At 66.9% G+C, this 15,181-nt stretch carries 9 protein-coding genes and 4 pseudogenes; 7 read left to right on the forward strand and 6 right to left on the reverse strand.

Annotated elements, in window-relative coordinates; all coding sequences use genetic code 11:
* Positions 1 to 120: 120 nt before the first annotated feature.
* A complete protein-coding gene (locus tag G4G28_RS09435) occupies positions 121 to 291 on the forward strand; it encodes a hypothetical protein (protein ID WP_183108282.1) in 171 nt (56 codons plus the stop codon).
* Between the two features lie 13 nt (positions 292 to 304).
* Here the strand turns inward: G4G28_RS09435 and G4G28_RS28965 are convergent, their stop codons facing one another.
* The 6 genes and pseudogenes from G4G28_RS28965 to G4G28_RS09460 all read right to left on the reverse strand — a co-directional run bounded on the left by G4G28_RS28965 (position 305) and on the right by G4G28_RS09460 (position 7,697).
* Positions 305 to 493 carry a diguanylate cyclase domain-containing protein gene (locus G4G28_RS28965; RefSeq protein ID WP_374039796.1) on the reverse strand — a complete coding sequence of 63 codons (189 nt, stop codon included), beginning with the start codon at positions 491 to 493 and terminating at the stop codon, positions 305 to 307.
* A gap of 79 nt (positions 494 to 572) precedes the next feature.
* Positions 573 to 1,460, reverse strand: a pseudogene (locus G4G28_RS09440) (GGDEF domain-containing protein); the annotation flags it as partial.
* Between the two features lie 146 nt (positions 1,461 to 1,606).
* A complete protein-coding gene (gene selD / locus G4G28_RS09445; protein WP_183108284.1) occupies positions 1,607 to 2,659 on the reverse strand; it encodes a selenide, water dikinase SelD in 1,053 nt (350 codons plus the stop codon).
* A 142-nt stretch (positions 2,660 to 2,801) separates the two neighbouring features.
* Positions 2,802 to 3,656 (reverse strand): annotated as a pseudogene (senB, locus tag G4G28_RS09450) (selenoneine biosynthesis selenosugar synthase SenB); the annotation flags it as partial.
* Positions 3,657 to 4,495: 839 nt separating this feature from the next.
* A pseudogene (locus G4G28_RS09455) lies at positions 4,496 to 5,963 on the reverse strand (DEAD/DEAH box helicase).
* A 411-nt stretch (positions 5,964 to 6,374) separates the two neighbouring features.
* Positions 6,375 to 7,697, reverse strand: a complete 1,323-nt coding sequence (locus G4G28_RS09460) for a transglycosylase SLT domain-containing protein (protein WP_182988069.1) — start codon at positions 7,695 to 7,697, stop codon at positions 6,375 to 6,377.
* A gap of 459 nt (positions 7,698 to 8,156) precedes the next feature.
* Between G4G28_RS09460 and G4G28_RS09465 the strand changes: the two genes are divergently transcribed.
* From G4G28_RS09465 to G4G28_RS09485, 6 genes and pseudogenes are all read left to right on the forward strand, one after another.
* Positions 8,157 to 8,726, forward strand: a complete 570-nt coding sequence (locus tag G4G28_RS09465; protein WP_182988070.1) for a DUF1415 domain-containing protein — start codon at positions 8,157 to 8,159, stop codon at positions 8,724 to 8,726.
* Between the two features lies 1 nt (position 8,727).
* Positions 8,728 to 8,982 (forward strand): DUF1289 domain-containing protein, encoded by a 255-nt coding sequence (locus tag G4G28_RS09470; protein WP_183108285.1) that lies wholly within the window; start codon positions 8,728 to 8,730, stop codon positions 8,980 to 8,982.
* A 253-nt stretch (positions 8,983 to 9,235) separates the two neighbouring features.
* Positions 9,236 to 11,389: a PAS domain S-box protein gene (locus tag G4G28_RS09475; RefSeq protein ID WP_308602095.1), complete on the forward strand. Its 2,154-nt coding sequence runs from the start codon at positions 9,236 to 9,238 to the stop codon at positions 11,387 to 11,389.
* Positions 11,335 to 12,396 carry a bifunctional diguanylate cyclase/phosphodiesterase gene (locus G4G28_RS28145; protein ID WP_308602459.1) on the forward strand — a complete coding sequence of 354 codons (1,062 nt, stop codon included), beginning with the start codon at positions 11,335 to 11,337 and terminating at the stop codon, positions 12,394 to 12,396. The genes G4G28_RS09475 and G4G28_RS28145 overlap by 55 nt, the downstream gene beginning before the upstream one ends.
* A pseudogene (locus G4G28_RS09480) lies at positions 12,356 to 14,670 on the forward strand (molybdopterin cofactor-binding domain-containing protein). Before G4G28_RS28145 ends, G4G28_RS09480 begins: the two are co-directional and overlap by 41 nt.
* Positions 14,671 to 14,790: 120 nt before the next feature.
* Positions 14,791 to 15,180, forward strand: coding sequence for a hypothetical protein (locus tag G4G28_RS09485; RefSeq protein WP_182988072.1), 390 nt, complete (start codon positions 14,791 to 14,793; stop codon positions 15,178 to 15,180).
* The last annotated feature ends 1 nt before the right edge of the window (position 15,181 follow it).

Here is a 15,181-nt window from a genome sequence, read left to right on the forward strand (position 1 = left end):
CAGGCGGGCATCCATGTGCCCCCGCACAGCACGACGCTTGCGTCAGCTCAATTTCCCTTAAGAATCCCAATGGCACAGTCGGTTCTTGCGCCGGCATGACGCTGGGCAAGGAGAACTGTGATGGAACAAGACGTCATCCCGGGTTTGCCGCTGCTGGTCATGGCAGCGTTCATCGCACTGGTGTTCGGACTGGCGCTGCTTGCGCGCCAGTTGCACCGCCTGCACAAGCCGGTCATCGTGCGCCGCGGGGCCGGCCAGCCCGCATCACGCCAGGCGCCGCCCGAGCGCTAGCGGCCCGCGCGCTTCAGAGCACGACGCTGCGGTTGCGCCCGGCCGACTTGGCCGCGTACAGCGCACGGTCGGCCCGTTCGATCGCCTGGTCGATCGGCTCGCCATCCTCGTAGCGCGCCAGTCCCGCCGAGAAACGCACGCGCAAGTCCGGCAGCGTCGCCACCGAGGCGCTGGCCGCCAGCGTGTCGCGCAGGCGCGCCACGCCCGGTCGGGTCGCCTGGCGGGGTTTCCGGCAACAGCAGCAGGAACTCCTCGCCGCCCCAGCGGCCGATCATGTCGGTCGTGCGCAGCACCGCCTGTGCCTGGTTCGCAAAAGCGCGCAGGACGGCGTCGCCGGCCGCGTGGCCGTAGGTATCGTTGATGCTCTTGAAGTGGTCGAGGTCGATGATGCAGACGAGGAAGCGCGGCCCGCCGCGCGCGTGGCGCGTCGCGTGTTCCTGCAGCAGGGTCATCATGCGGCGCCGGTTCGGCAGCCCCGTCAGTTCATCGCGCGCGGCCATTTCCTTGATGTGGGCCAGCGCTTCCTGGAGCGCAATCTTCTGCGTCTTCAGGCGCGTGCGCATGTCCATCAGCTGCCCCGAGAGCTGGGAGATGGCCAGCATCACGATGGCCGTCAGCGCAAAATTGAACAGTTCCACGTGCGGGGGGTAGGTCGCCGGCTGGTGGTGGGCGCACCACCAGGTCACCAGGCCCATGATGGCCACCGTGTACAGGCAGACGGCGCGCAGGGCGGCCGGCCGCAGGCTGAACATGCCGAACACCATGACCAGCGCCAGCATGATCACGGTCGCGCCATGGACCGAGCCCGTCATCGTGTAGCCCGCCGCGATCAGCGACTGGGCAATGACGGTTTGCGGCAGGGCCAGCGTGGGGTCGGCGAAGCGGCGGTTCAAGCCGCTGCGGATGAAGGTATAGAAACCGCCCATGAACAGCAGGAACATGGTGGCAAGTGCTTCGATCTGGCCGACGCCGGCCACGCCGATCGATGCCATGTAGCACAGCAGCCCGACGACCGTGGCAGTGATCAGCCCCGCCAGGCCAAGCAGGGAGAGCGTCAGGCGCTGCAGGCTGTCGCTGCCGAGCAGGATATCGCCCAGGCGAGCGAACCAGGAGGGCGGGCGATGAGAATCCGGCGCCGTGGTGGTGGCAGCGGCAGTGTGCATACGCATTGTCTCGGAAGAATTTATTGGATGTCAGGGCCGGTCTGCGCCGGCAGCCTGGATTATACAACCGACAATTCTCTAAAAAACAATTTGTTGCCTTACGGATGCAAATAAATCTGCTCCGTCGCTACACTTCGACGGCGTACCGCCCGTCAGGCCCCCACCACCACCCGCGGCGTCCCCGCCGCCATGCGTCCGATCACGGCCGCCTCGCCGAAGCCTTCGCGCGCGAACAGGGCCAGCACGTCGTCGGCGACGCCGCTGTCGCAGGACACCAGCAGTCCGCCCGAGGTCTGCGGGTCGGTCAGCAGCGCACGCTGCGCCGGCGTCAGCGTCCCGGTCAGGGCCACGTCCGCGCCGTAGGCGTCCCAGTTGCGCCCCGATGCGCCGGTGAAGAAGCCGTCCTGGGCCAGCTGCAGCACGCCAGGGAGCAGCGGGATCGCCCCCATGTCGAGCTCGGCGGTGAGGTTCGCGCCTCGCGCCAGCTCGAGCAGGTGGCCCAGGAGGCCAAAGCCGGTGACGTCGGTCAGCGCGTGCACGCCTTTCATGTCGGCCAGGGCCTTGCCTGGTTTGTTCAGCTTGGTCGTGTTGGCGATCATGGCAGCATAGCCGTCCGCCCCCAGCGCATCTTTTTTCAGCGCCGCCGACAGCACGCCCACGCCCAGCGGTTTGCCGAGGATGAGGACGTCGCCGGCACGGGCGTCCGCGTTGCGCTTGACCTTGCCCGGGTGGACCAGGCCCATCACCACCAGGCCGTAGATCGGCTCGACCGAGTCGATCGTGTGGCCGCCGGCGATCGGGATGCCGGCCTCGGCGCACATCGATTCGCCGCCGCGGATGATCTCGCCGATGGTCTCGAGCGGCAGCTTGTTGATCGGCATGCCGACCAGCGCCAGTGCCATGATCGGGGTGCCGCCCATGGCATACACGTCCGAGATGGCATTGGTGGCGGCGATGCGGCCGAAGTCGAAGGGATCGTCGACGATGGGCATGAAGAAGTCGGTGGTGGCGATCAGGGCCTGCTCGTCGTTGAGCTTGTAGACGGCGGCGTCGTCGGCGGTCTCGATGCCGACCATCAGCTGTGGCGGCACGGGGAAGCCGCTCGACTTCTTCAGGATCTCGGCCAGCACGCCGGGGGCGATCTTGCAGCCGCAGCCGCCGCCGTGGGAGAAGGAAGTCAGTTTGATGGTCGGGGGGAGGCTCATGGTCGTTTCCAGTCGTTCGTTGTTCGGGGCGGGTGATCGCGCAGCAGATTATCCACCAAGTCGCGCAGCGCCGCTTGCTCGGCCGCCGGGGCGAACAGCGGCGCGCGCGCGCGCACCCGGCGCGCAGGGTGGCGTCAAAAACGGCGTCGGCTGCACAGCGCTCGATCAGGCGCGCCAGTGCGACAGCATCGCCCACCGGGAAATAGCCGGCATAGTCGGGGCCCAGCATGCCGCGGTTGCCGTCGATATTCGATGCGATCACGGGCACGCCGCTCGTGACGGCTTCGATGATCACGTTGGCGCCGCCTTCCATGGTCGACGCGATCACGAGTGCCCGGCTGCGGCGCAGGTGTGCGCGCGTTTCCTCGTGCGCCAGCGCGCCGAGCCAGCGGTAGCGCGGGTGGCGCGCGGCAGTGGCGCGCGCCGCGGCGGCAAGGCCAGGGTCGAGCGGGCCGCCGATATGCAGCAGGCGCACGCCGGGCGCCGTCACCAGGCTTGCCGCGCGCATGAAAGTGGCCGGATCCTTCTCGGCGCGAAGGTGGCCGATCATGCAGAAGGTGTGCCCGGAGGGCGCCGGCGCCAGCGCGGGCAGGGTGGGGGCGGACTGGTAGATCACGCGTGCCTTTGAATGCAGCCCTGCAGGCAGGCGCTCCAGGGCGGCTTCCTGCAGCACTACCAGCGCATCGGCCTGCTCCAGCGCGGCCTGCGCCTCGGGCGAAGTATCGATGTCGCGGTAGAGGTCGGTACCGGTCAGGACCAGCACGCGCGGCCGCTCCGGGTAACGCGCGGAAAAGGCGGCCAGCGCGGCGGCCGAGCGGCGCGCATGCAGGGCGATGAGCAGATCCGGCGCCATCTCGTCCGCGCCTGGCCAGCCGCTTGCCAGGTCGACCTCGCAGGTATCGGCCAGGAAGGCGGCCCAACGGCTGGCGGTGTGCCAGTTCCCGTTGTTGTCGGCGGCAGCAGCGGGGCTGACGATCGTGATGCGGGGACGGTCCATCGGCAGGCAGGAAAGCGGTGAGATGGGGATTATACGGCTTGTGGCGGGAGGACAAACCGCGTACGGAGCGTGGGATTCCGATCCCCGCCTTGGGCATGCGCCGACACGTCGGTAGGAGTGATCCGATTCCAGGCATTCGCCGGCTGAGGTGTAATACTCCCACGGGAAACGAAAAAGCAGCACGGGGTGGCAAGATGGGCTTCAAGGACAAGGCATGGGTGGCAGTGGGCGCATCGGCGGGAGCGGGACTCGCGCTCTATTTGCTGTCGCAGCGCCTGCGTGCCCGGGAAGCGCGGCGCCCGCTGTTGCCTGGCATGCCCGTCCTGGCTGCCGGCCAATCGCCCTCGACGCAGGCCCGGTACACGCCGGAGCCTGCCAGGCACATCACCGCGCGCGCCGTACGGCCGCACGATGTGCGCCGGGCTGCCGATCGTGTTGCCGCGGCAGGCGCGGACCTGGGCCGCCGCGCCATGGCCTTGCCGGCCGCGATTGCACGCATGCTGGCGCTGGTCGTCAGCCTGCTCCACGGCCTGCTCCGGACGGACTGGCTGAAGTATGTCGGCACGCCGGCAATGCAGAGCGGCCTGTTCCTGCTGATTCCGGCAGCCTGGCTCCTGATCTGGGAAAATTTTCTCGCCAGGAGGCGGGGACATGCGCAGCCAGTCGAGCGCAGGGGGTGGGCCCGCGGCGTGAACGGCGGGCGCCTGCTGGCCGCGGCGAGGGGCAGGGGCTGGAACAGCGTCCCGAGGAACATGCCGCATGAGCGCGCCGCGTGCGCGCGGCCGCGTGGACGAAAAAAAACGGCTGCCGAGGCAGCCGTTTTTCATTGCGGGCAGAACTTAGTTGTCGCCGAAGCTGCGACGGGCACCGTCGGCCGAACGCGGATGGGCACCGCGGTAGCCGCCGCTACCTTCACGGCGTGGTGCGCCGGCGCTCGGGCCGGTGCGGAAACCTTCGCGCGGTGCCGCGTCGCGGCTGTAGCCGCCTTCACGCGGAGCCGAAGGCTTGCTGAAGCTGCGCTGGCCCGGCTTGGCGGCGCTGCGGCCGTCGCCCGGCTTCCAGCCGCCTGGACGGGCGCCGGTGCGTGCCGGTGCCGAACGCTTCGGCTCGAAACCTTCCACCACGTCGACCGGGATGATCTGCTTGGTGAAACGCTCGATGCGCTTGACGTTCATGCCTTCGGCGTGGTTCACCAGCGACACGGCGACGCCATTGCGGCCGGCACGGTCCAGTACGGCCGATACGGTGCACGTAGTCCTCGGGGAACTTCGGCAGGTCGTAGTTCACCACGTGGGTGATGGTCGGCACGTCGATACCGCGGGCGGCAACGTCGGTCGCCACCAGCACGCGCACTTGGCCGCGGCGCATGCTGTCCAGGTGCGGTTGCGCGCGCCCGGTGTGCATGTCGCCGTGCAGCGCGGCGGCTGCGAAGCCGGCGATGTTCAGGCGGTCGGCGATGGTGTCGGCGTCACGCTTGGTGGCGGTAAACACCACGGCCTGGTCCATCGACTCGTCGCGCAGCAGGTGGTCAAGCAGGCGGTTCTTGTGCGACAGGTCGTCGACGAAGTGCACCTTCTGCACGATGTTCTCGTGGCGCTTGGTGCCGCTGGCGATCTGGATCGTCAGCGGGTCCCTGGTGATGCGGCGCGCCATGTTGCCGACGACGCCGTCGAGCGTGGCCGAGAACAGCATGGTCTGGCGGCTGGCCGGGGTGGCGGCCACGATCTTCTCGATGTCGTCGATGAAGCCCATGTCCAGCATGCGGTCGGCTTCGTCCAGGACCAGGATTTCCAGTTCCGAGAAATCGATCTTGCCCGACTCCATGTGGTCGATCAGGCGGCCCGGCGTCGCCACCAGGATTTCAGGGTTTTTCGACAGCAGTTGCATCTGCTTCGGGTAAGGCATGCCGCCCAGGATCGACACGGCGCGGATGCGGCGCATGTAGCTGCCGTATTTTTCGGTCGCGGTGGTCACTTGCAGGGCCAGTTCGCGAGTCGGGGTCAGCACCAGCATTTTCGGCTTGGCTGCGGTGAAACGGACGCGCTCGCCGCGCGAACGGGCCGACTGCGCTTCCTGCGCAGGGGTACGAGCGGGGGCCGGTGCAGGCTCGGCGCTGACCAGCTTGTGCAGGGCCGGCAGCATGAATGCCGCGGTCTTGCCCGAACCGGTTTGCGAGGAGACCAGCAGGTCGCGGCCTTCGATGGCGGCCGGCACGGCTTGTGCCTGCACCGGGGTCGGGACCGAGTAACCGGCTTCGAGGACTGCTTTGACGATCGTGGCGTGGAGGCCTAGTGCTTCAAAACTCATTGTTTTCTTTACTTTCCGTAGTGATCCGCGCTCGGTCGTGGTGACGAGCGCGAAATAGCAACGCGAACCAACAGAACGAAATGACTCAGAGATGAAAGAAATTTCGGCACAAAAGCTTTGCGCCGGGACGGTGTCAAGGATCGACACGCAGGGCGGGAGGGCTTTATGGAAGGCTACCGGACACGGTATGCCTGGCTGCGATGCTGCTTGTTAAACTGCTGTGTTTGGCTTTGCGCGCTGCTTGTCGGGCGACTGGGTGTCGCGACCTGTATTGCAACGCACAAACGACACTATACAGCACTTTGGGAAAGCGTGCAGAGTGTCGTCGATTTGATGCAGCGCAAGAATCGTGTGGGCGAATTTTGCGCTGCGTGGTTGATTGTAGCGCACCCGGCGGACCGGGTGCTTTTTTCAACGGTGCTTGCGGCGGCTGTCAGTGCCGCGGCTCACGCGCGTACCGGCTACGGCCTTGGTCTTGAAACGCTGGGTGCGGGCGCCGCTGCGCTTGTCGCCGCGGTCCGCTTCCAGTGCCATGACGGCGCCGTCGACGATGTTCTCGGCGATGTCCGAGTGCATGGTGGCCGAGGTTTTCGGCACCAGGATGGTCGAACCGGCCTTCAGGCGGGTCTGTGCCGGGATGTTGTTGGCCTGGCGAATGACTTCCGGGGTGGTGCCGAACTTCGACGCGAGCGAAGCGATGCTTTCCTTGGCGCCCGTGATCTTGTGCGTGGTCCAGGTCGACAGTGCCTGACCCCATTGCGCCAGGTTCAGGTGGAATTTCTCGGCGTTCTTTTGCGGCAGCAGGATCTTGGTGCGGTCGTCGCCGGTGATGACGGGGCGCTTGAATTGCGGGTTCAGCGCCTTGAACTCGGCCACCGACATTTCCGCCAGCTGGGCGGCAATGACCAGGTCGATGTCGCTGGTCTTGTCAATGGCCGTGAAATACGGCTGGTTTTCGATCGCCGGCAGGGAGACATTGTACTGGCCGGGGTTGGCGACGATGTTCTTGACGGCCTGGAGCTTCGGCACGTAGTTGCGCGTTTCCGCCGGCATCAGCTCGGCCAGGCTTTCGAAATCGGTTGGCTTGCCCAGCGACTGGTTCTTCTTGATCGCGCGCTGCACGTTGCCTTCGCCCCAGTTATAGGCGGCCAGGGCCAGCTGCCAGTCGCCGAACATCGTGTACAGGCGCTGCAGGTAGGTCAGGGCGGCGTCGGTCGAGGCGAGCACACCGCGGCGCTCGTCCTTGAACGTGTTCTGCTTGAGGTTGAAGTCGCGGCCCGTGCCAGGCACGAACTGCCAGATGCCGGCTGCGTCGGCGGTCGACAGCGCCTGCGGGTTGAAGGCCGATTCGATCACCGGCAGCAGGGCCAGTTCGGTCGGCATGTTGCGCTTTTCCAGTTCCTGGACGACGTGGAACAGGTACAGGGAGGCGCGGCCGGAGATGCGCGCCATGTAGTCGGGCTTGCTGCTATAGGAGCGCACGTGGCGCTCGACCAGGTTGTTGCTGATGTCGGGAATCGCATAACCGCTGCGGATGCGGCCCCAGACGTCGGTTTCCTTGTATTCGTCGACTTTCAGCTGCACGTTGCTGAAAGCGGCCGGGCCGGTGCCGAGGGCAGGGCGCGCGACGGCAGCATTCTGCATGGCGCTGACCGGAGCGGTGTCGATGGCGTGGGCCAGCGGTGCCGAGAGGAGCAGCGCCAGTGCCGTAGCGATAGAGTGTTTGCGGGTCATGTCGTACATAGCCTTCCAGTGTTGCGTCCAGGAACTGCGGACTGACGATAAGGGGGCAGTGTAAGTAGCAGCTGTCGAGCCAGTCAAGCAATTCGGGACCACGGTTACAAAATTTTTTGTCTATATTTTTTGCTAACACGCGATTCCTTTGATAACGAACGCATGGGGTATGCGGATCTGGCAAAGAATTTTACATAGGGTGCGGAGGGTAAGAAAAACGGATACCCCACCGAGTATGCCCAATATTTGGATAGAACAACATTCTACAAGGAAACAACTCAACCATTCCGCATGCTTGTTTGCTTACCAATACGGGCCGGGGATGGCAGCCGCGTTCGCCATGAAACGAACTTACGCGCCATGGATGAGTGGCCTATGAGCGCACGCAAACTGTGCGTACAATCCGGGTAACACCGCCTTGCACCTTCGCCTGCGCGGTTCACTATCTGAGAGCATCACATGAGTACCGCTAATACCAATGCCGACGACGACGCCATCGTCGCCGCCACCCGCGGCTGGCTGGAGCGGGCCGTCATCGGCCTGAACCTGTGCCCGTTTGCCAAGTCCGTCTATGTCAAGGAGCAGGTGCGCTACGTCGTCTCGCCGGCGCGCACGCCCGAGGCCCTCCTCGAGCAGCTGATGGACGAGCTGCAATTGCTCTCGGACACGCCGGCGGAGCAGGTCGACACCACCCTGCTGATCCACCCCTTCGTGCTGAACGACTTCCTCGACTACAACGAATTCCTCGATGTCGCCGATGCCGCCGTCGAGGACATGCACCTCGATGGCGAACTGCAGGTGGCCAGCTTCCACCCCGACTACCAGTTCGCCGATACCGACAAGAACGACATCGAGAACTACACCAACCGCGCGCCTTACCCGATCCTGCAACTGCTGCGCGAAGACAGCATCGAGCGCGCCGTCGAGGCCTTCCCGGATGCCGCCGACATCTTCGAGAAGAATATCGAGACCATGGAAAAGCTCGGCCACGACGGCTGGGACAAGCTCGATGTCGGCCCCGCCCGCTGACATGGGCGCGACGCCCGCCGACCCGGAGCGCACGGAGTCGCAACGTCCTGTCGGGACGACCCCGCGTCCTGTCGGGACGACCCCGCGTCCCGACACCCCCTGCGTCGCGGTCTGCTCCACCACCTTCGACGAAATCTGTCGCGGCTGCGGCCGCACGGTGGCCGAAGTCTCCCAGTGGGTGGTCATGAGCGCCGAGCAGAAGGAAGCCGTCTGGGAGCGCATCCTGGCCCAGGGCTATCCCAGGCGCAACACCTGACCGTGGGCTGCCCCGGCCGGGGCGCATCGTCATTACACCTGAGCACCGTTAAGAAGCGCACCTTCGGCGGCGCGCGGCTGTGCGATGATAGCGGCGTAACCAGTGGGATCGCTCAGTCTGCGACTATCGGTTTCGCGTGCGCCGTCACCAGCGGAATTGGTGACTTTCGGCAACAAGCAGGTGCATAATCGCGGCGTCGACCTTTCCACGATTCATGCCGGCAGCCCCGGCACCACCCATTGCGGCCACTACCATGCCCCGGATTGATGTGCGCGCTTTACCGTCCAGACTGAGCAGGCTCTACGCCAGGTCGATCTATGGCGCGCTGCTCGTGGTCGTCGCCTGCGGCCTGGTGATCCCGGCGCTGCTGGCGAGCTACTTCCTGCTCGGCGTGCAGGAACGCCGCGCCACCGTCGCCGAACTCAACGACACCCTGCAGCGCAATGCCGACATCCTCTCGCTCGGCATGCAGGAGTCGCTCTGGAACATGAACACCGAAGCGGCGCGTTCGCTGGTCGACTCGGTCATGCGCGACCCTTCCGTCGTGCGCGTCCAGGTGCGCGGCACCTCCGACACCGGATTCATCGATGCGCGCGCGCCCGCGCGTCCCCTTGGCCGGGTGGTGCGGGCCAGCCGCGACGTTGTCGTCCAGGGCGAACACATCGGCCAGCTGACGATCGAAATGGACGACCTGCGCAGCGAGCAGGAACTGCACCGCAAGCAGCGCGACTACGCGCTGGTGCTGGCGGTGCAGGTGCTGGTGTCCCTGAGCCTGATCCTTACCTTCCTGCGCCGCCGCCTGCGCATGCCGCTGCGCACCCTGACCGGCTTTTCCGACCGCCTCTCGCGCGGCGACTTCGACACCCCCCTGGTACTGGAAGCGACCGGCGAACTCGGGCGGCTTGGCTACCAGATGGAGCGCATGCGGGTGGCCATCCGCGAGCTGTTCGTCGACGTCGCGCGCCGCGAGGAACAATTCCGCACCATCGTCACCCAGGTGCCGGGCGCCGTGTTCCGCGCCCATCCGGGCGGCCCGATCGAGTTCGTCAGCGACGCCATCGAAGACATCTCCGGCTACCCGGCGGCAACCCTGATGCGCGGCAGCACCGAAGACTGGTCGAACCTGGTGGTGCCGGAAGACCGGCGCATCCAGCGCCAGGTCACGCGCGACGCCATCCTGTCCGGACGCAGCTACGAGATCGAATACCGCATTACCGATGCCCTCGGGCGCGAACGCTGGGTGCTCGAAAGCGGCCAGCCGCAGGGCCGGCCCGGCCAGCCCGGCTTCTGGGTCGACGGCATCATTTCCGACATCAGCGAGCGCAAGAACAATGAAATGCGCATCGAAGCGCTGCTGGCCCAGCAGGGCGCGATCCTCGACAACGTCATGTTCGGCGTCGTCTTCACGCGCGAGCGCCGCATCGTCTCGGTCAACCGCCGCTCCGAAGAACTGTTCGGCTATCCCGACGGCAGCCTGATCGGCAAGCCGGCCTCGGTGCTGTTCGTCAGCGACGACGAGCACGCCCGGGCCGAGGACAAATACTTCCCGGTGCTCGCGCGCGGCGGCGACCCCAGCCACGAACGCCAGTTCCGTCGCCAGGACGGCAGCCTGCTGTGGTGCCTGGTGAGCGGCAGTTCGATCGATCCCGGCCGCCCCGAGGCGGGCAACATCTGGGTCTTTGCCGACATCTCCGAGCGCAAGGCAGCCGAGGAAAAACTGCGCCTGTCCTCCACCGTGATCGAGCACATCGCCGACGGCGTGATGGTGGTCGACGCACATGGCACCATCGTCACCGTCAACCCTGCCTTCAGCCACATCACCGGCTACAGCAGCGCGGAAGTGGTCGGCCAGTCCTGGCTGGTCACGCGCGCCGGCCGCCACGACGGCGAGGCCCATGCCGGCATGCTGCGACAGGTGGCCGAGACCGGCTTCTGGCGCGGCGAACTGTGGAGCACGCGCAAGGACGGCGAGACCTATCTCGAGTGGCTGACCGTCTCCACGGTGCGCAACGATGCCGGCGAGGTGACGCATTATGTCGGCGTCTTCTCCGACATCACGCGCCTGAAGGAGTCGCAGGAAAAACTCGACTACCTGGCCCACCACGACCCGCTCACCAGCCTGCCGAACCGGCTGCTGTTCCAGGACCGCCTGCTGCATGCGATCGGCCGCGCCACCCGCGAACAGCAGCAGCTGGCCGTGATGTTCATCGACCTGGACCGCTTCAAGAACGTCAACGACACCCTTGGCCACCACGTCGGCGACGAGCTCCTCAAGCAGGTGGCCGCCGCCCGGGCGAGCGCCTGCGCGACGGCGACACCCTGGCGCGCCTGGGCGGCGACGAATTCATCGTCCTGCTCGAACACGTGGCGGGCGGCTTCGGCGCCGGCCAGGTGGCGGCCAAGATGATGGCGCTGTTCGAACAGCCCTTCACCGTGTCCGGCCACGAGCTGTTCGTCACCGGCAGCATCGGCATCAGCGTGTTCCCGGACGACGGCCAGGACCCGAACCTCCTGATCCGCAACGCCGATGTCGCCATGTACCAGGCCAAGTCGCGCGGGCGCAATGGCTACCAGTTCTATGCGCCCGAGATGGATGGCGAGGGCATCGAACGCCTGCGCATGGACGCGCTGCTGCGGCGCGCGATCGAACGCAACGAATTCTTCCTCGAATACCAGCCGCAGGTGGAAATTGCCAGTTCCCGCCTGATCGGCGTCGAGGCGCTGGTGCGCTGGCAGAATCCCGAGCTGGGTCTGGTCAGCCCGGTGCGCTTCATTCCGATGGCCGAAGATTCGGGCTTCATCAACCAGCTCGGCGAATGGGTCCTGTTCGAGGCCTGCCGCCAGATGGTACGCTGGGACGCGGCCGGGCTGGCGGTGCCGAAGATGGCGGTGAACCTGTCGGTGCGCCAGGTCGAGCGCGGGGCGATGGCGCCGCTGGTAAGCGCCGCGCTGGCGGCCACGGGCCTCGCGCCGGCGCGCCTGCAGCTGGAAGTGACGGAGTCGGTCATCATGGACAATGCCGACGCCACGGCCTTCGTGCACCAGCTGCATGCGCTGGGCGTGGGCCTGGCCATCGACGACTTCGGCACCGGCTACTCTTCGCTGGCCTACCTGAAACAGCTGCCGGTGGACGTATTGAAGATCGACCGCAGCTTCATCAAGGACATCGCGCTCGACTCCAACGACGAGGCGATCGCGATCGCCATCATCCAGCTGGGCAAGAGCATGAACCTCTCGGTGATCGCCGAGGGGGTGGAAAACGACGAGCAGGCCGCCTTCCTGCTGCGCCACGGCTGCACGCGCGCGCAGGGTTACCTGTACGGCCGGCCGCTGGCGCCAGAGGTGCTGCTGCAAGAATGGGGAACCAGGAACAATGAGAGACACGAACCCGCCCGGCACGACGCCGGCACCTAGCGCCGGCCAGCCGTCGCGCACGCGCCGGCGCTTCCTGCTCGGCGGCCTGGTGGCCGGCGGCGCCTTGCTGGTCGGCTGGGGCACGCGCCCGCCGCGCCAGCGCCTGCACACGAGCATGCCGCTGCTGCCGGTAGCGGATGGCGCGGTGGCGCTCAATGGCTGGATCGCGATTGCGCCGGACGGCATCGTCTCGGTCGTGGTCCCGCGCAGCGAGATGGGGCAGGGCGTACACACGGCGCTGCCCATGCTGCTGGTCGAGGAGCTCGATGCCGATCTCGCCAGCGTGCGCATCGCCCCGGCGCCGATCGACAAGATCTTCGGCAACCTGGCCGTGATGCGCGAAAACCTGCCCTTCCACCCGGACGAGCGCGGCAACGTCAAGGACGGCACCCAGTGGGTGCTCGGGAAAATCGGGCGCGAGCTGGGCATCATGTTCACCGGGGCTCCACCAGCGTGAAGGACGCCTGGCAGCCGATGCGCGAAGCGGGCGCGGTGGCGCGCGCGATGCTGGTCAAGGCCGCCGCCGAAGCGTGGAAGGCACCTGTCGCCCACTGCCGCACCGAGAACGGGTTCGTCATCCACCGCGACGGGCGCCGCGCCTCGTACGCCAGCCTGGTGGGGCGCGCGGCCAAGGTCGGTGCCGGCATCGACGCGGGCGACGTCAAGCTGAAGGAGCCGCGCGAATTCCGCCTGATCGGCAAACCCCTGCCGCGCCGCGACACGCCCGGCAAGGTCGATGGCAGCGCGCGCTTCGGCATCGACGCGCGCCCGCCCGGCATGCTGTACGCGGCGCTGCGCATGGCCCCGGTCATTGGCGCACGCGTGGCCTGGTACGACGCCTCGAGCGTGCTGGCGATGCCGGGCGTCGTGCGCGTGGTGGACGTCTCTTCCTCGGTTGGCCCGTATGCCGGCGCCGGTGCCGGCGTGGCCGTGATCGCGCGCAGCTGGTGGCAGGCGAAAACCGCCGCCGCCGCGCTGACCGTGCGCTGGGACGAGGAGGGCGTGGCGAAGCTGTCCTCGCAATCGATCTTCCAGGGCTTTGCCGACGCGCTCGACAACGCATCCGGCTACGCCTATTTCGAGAGCGGCAGCCAGGACGCCGATGGCGTGGCGAAGACCGTCACGGCCGAGTACCGCGCTCCCTTCCTCGCCCACGCCGCCATGGAGCCGATCAACTGCACGGCCCAGGTCGCGAACGGCAAGGTGACATTGTGGGTGTCGACCCAGGTGCCGAGCATTGCCGTCGACGTCGCCGCCAAGGTAGCCGGCGTGGCGCGCGAGGATGTCGCCATCGAGGTGATGCTGCTCGGCGGCGGCTTCGGCCGGCGCCTCGAGGGCGACATGGTGGCGCAGGCCGTCGCCATCGCGCTGCGCACCGAAGGCCAGCCCGTGCAGCTGATCTGGACGCGCGAGGACGACACCGCCCACGACGTGTATCGTCCGGCCGCGCTGGCGCGCGCTTTACCGCGCGGCTTGGCAGCGACGGCCGCCTGCTGACCTGGGACAACAAGTCCGCCAGCGGCGCCATCGGCCACCAGTACTTCCCGCGCAACCTGGGTCTCCCGGGCATGGGGCCGGACAAGACCACGGCCGAGGGCGAGTACGACATGCAGTACGAGATCCGCAACCAGCGCATCCGCCATGTCATCGTCGACAGCGCCGTGCCGCTCGGTTACTGGCGCTCGGTCGGCCACTCGCACAATGCCTTCTTCAAGGAGTCCTTCATGGACGAGGTGGCGCATGCGGCCGGGCAGGATCCTGTCGCCTATCGCCGGTCACTGCTGAAGGACCACCCGCGCCACCTGGCCGTGCTCGATGCGGCGGTCGCGAAAGCGGGCACTCCGGCGGCTGGGCGCGCCCATGGCGTCGCGCTGCACCAGTCCTTCGGCAGCATCGTCGCGCAGGTGGCCGAGGTCTCGGTGGAAGACAAGGAAGTCCGCGTGCACCGGGTCGTCTGCGCAATCGACTGCGGCATCGTCGTCAACCCGAACATCGTGGCCCAGCAGATGGAAGGGGCGGTGGTGTTCGGCCTGTCCGCCGCGCTGGGCGGCGAAATCACGATCAAGGATGGGCGCGTCGAGCAAAGCAATTTCGGCGACTATCCGGTGCTGCGCATCGACCGCGCACCGCTGGTCGAGACCGTGATCGTACCGAGCGCCGAGGCGCCGGAAGGCGTGGGCGAGCCGGGCGTGCCGCCGATTGCCCCGGCGGTGGCGGCGGCCGTGTTCAAGCTGACCGGGCAGCGCCTGCGCCCTGCCGCTGCGGCTGGCCTGAAGGGCGGGTAATGGCGGCGCCGAAGGCGCCACGCAAGCTGGCGGCGTCCGCGCGGGCGTCGTGATAGCGTGTCCCTTCGCCGTTTTCATTGACCTCATCCGTGACGACCGGGAGACCCGCATGTTCAGCATCGACGACTTCGCCAAACTGCAATTCCTGACCGGGCGCTGGCAGGGCCTGAACAAGGAAGGCAAGGAGCTCTACGAGGAATACGAGCGGCTCGACCCCGCCACCTTTCGCTCGCACAGCTATTCCAGCGCGGCTTTCATCGACCCGGCGGACGGCAGCACCATCGTTTTCAAGGATGGCGAGATCATTTCGACCTGGGGAGAGCTCAGCTGGCGCGCCACCGAGGTCAAGGACGACAGCGCCGTCTTCGAGCCGGTCAGCGCCCCGAGCCGCTTTTCCTGGCACCGCGTCGGCGAGACCGGCCTGGAAGCGCGCCAGCGCTGGACGGCCGAGGGCCGCGAGCAGGAATATACGATCCGGTTCAGCCGCGTGCTCGGGTAGG

The organism is Massilia sp. Dwa41.01b, assembly GCF_014171775.1.
Lineage (GTDB): Bacteria > Pseudomonadota > Gammaproteobacteria > Burkholderiales > Burkholderiaceae_D > Telluria.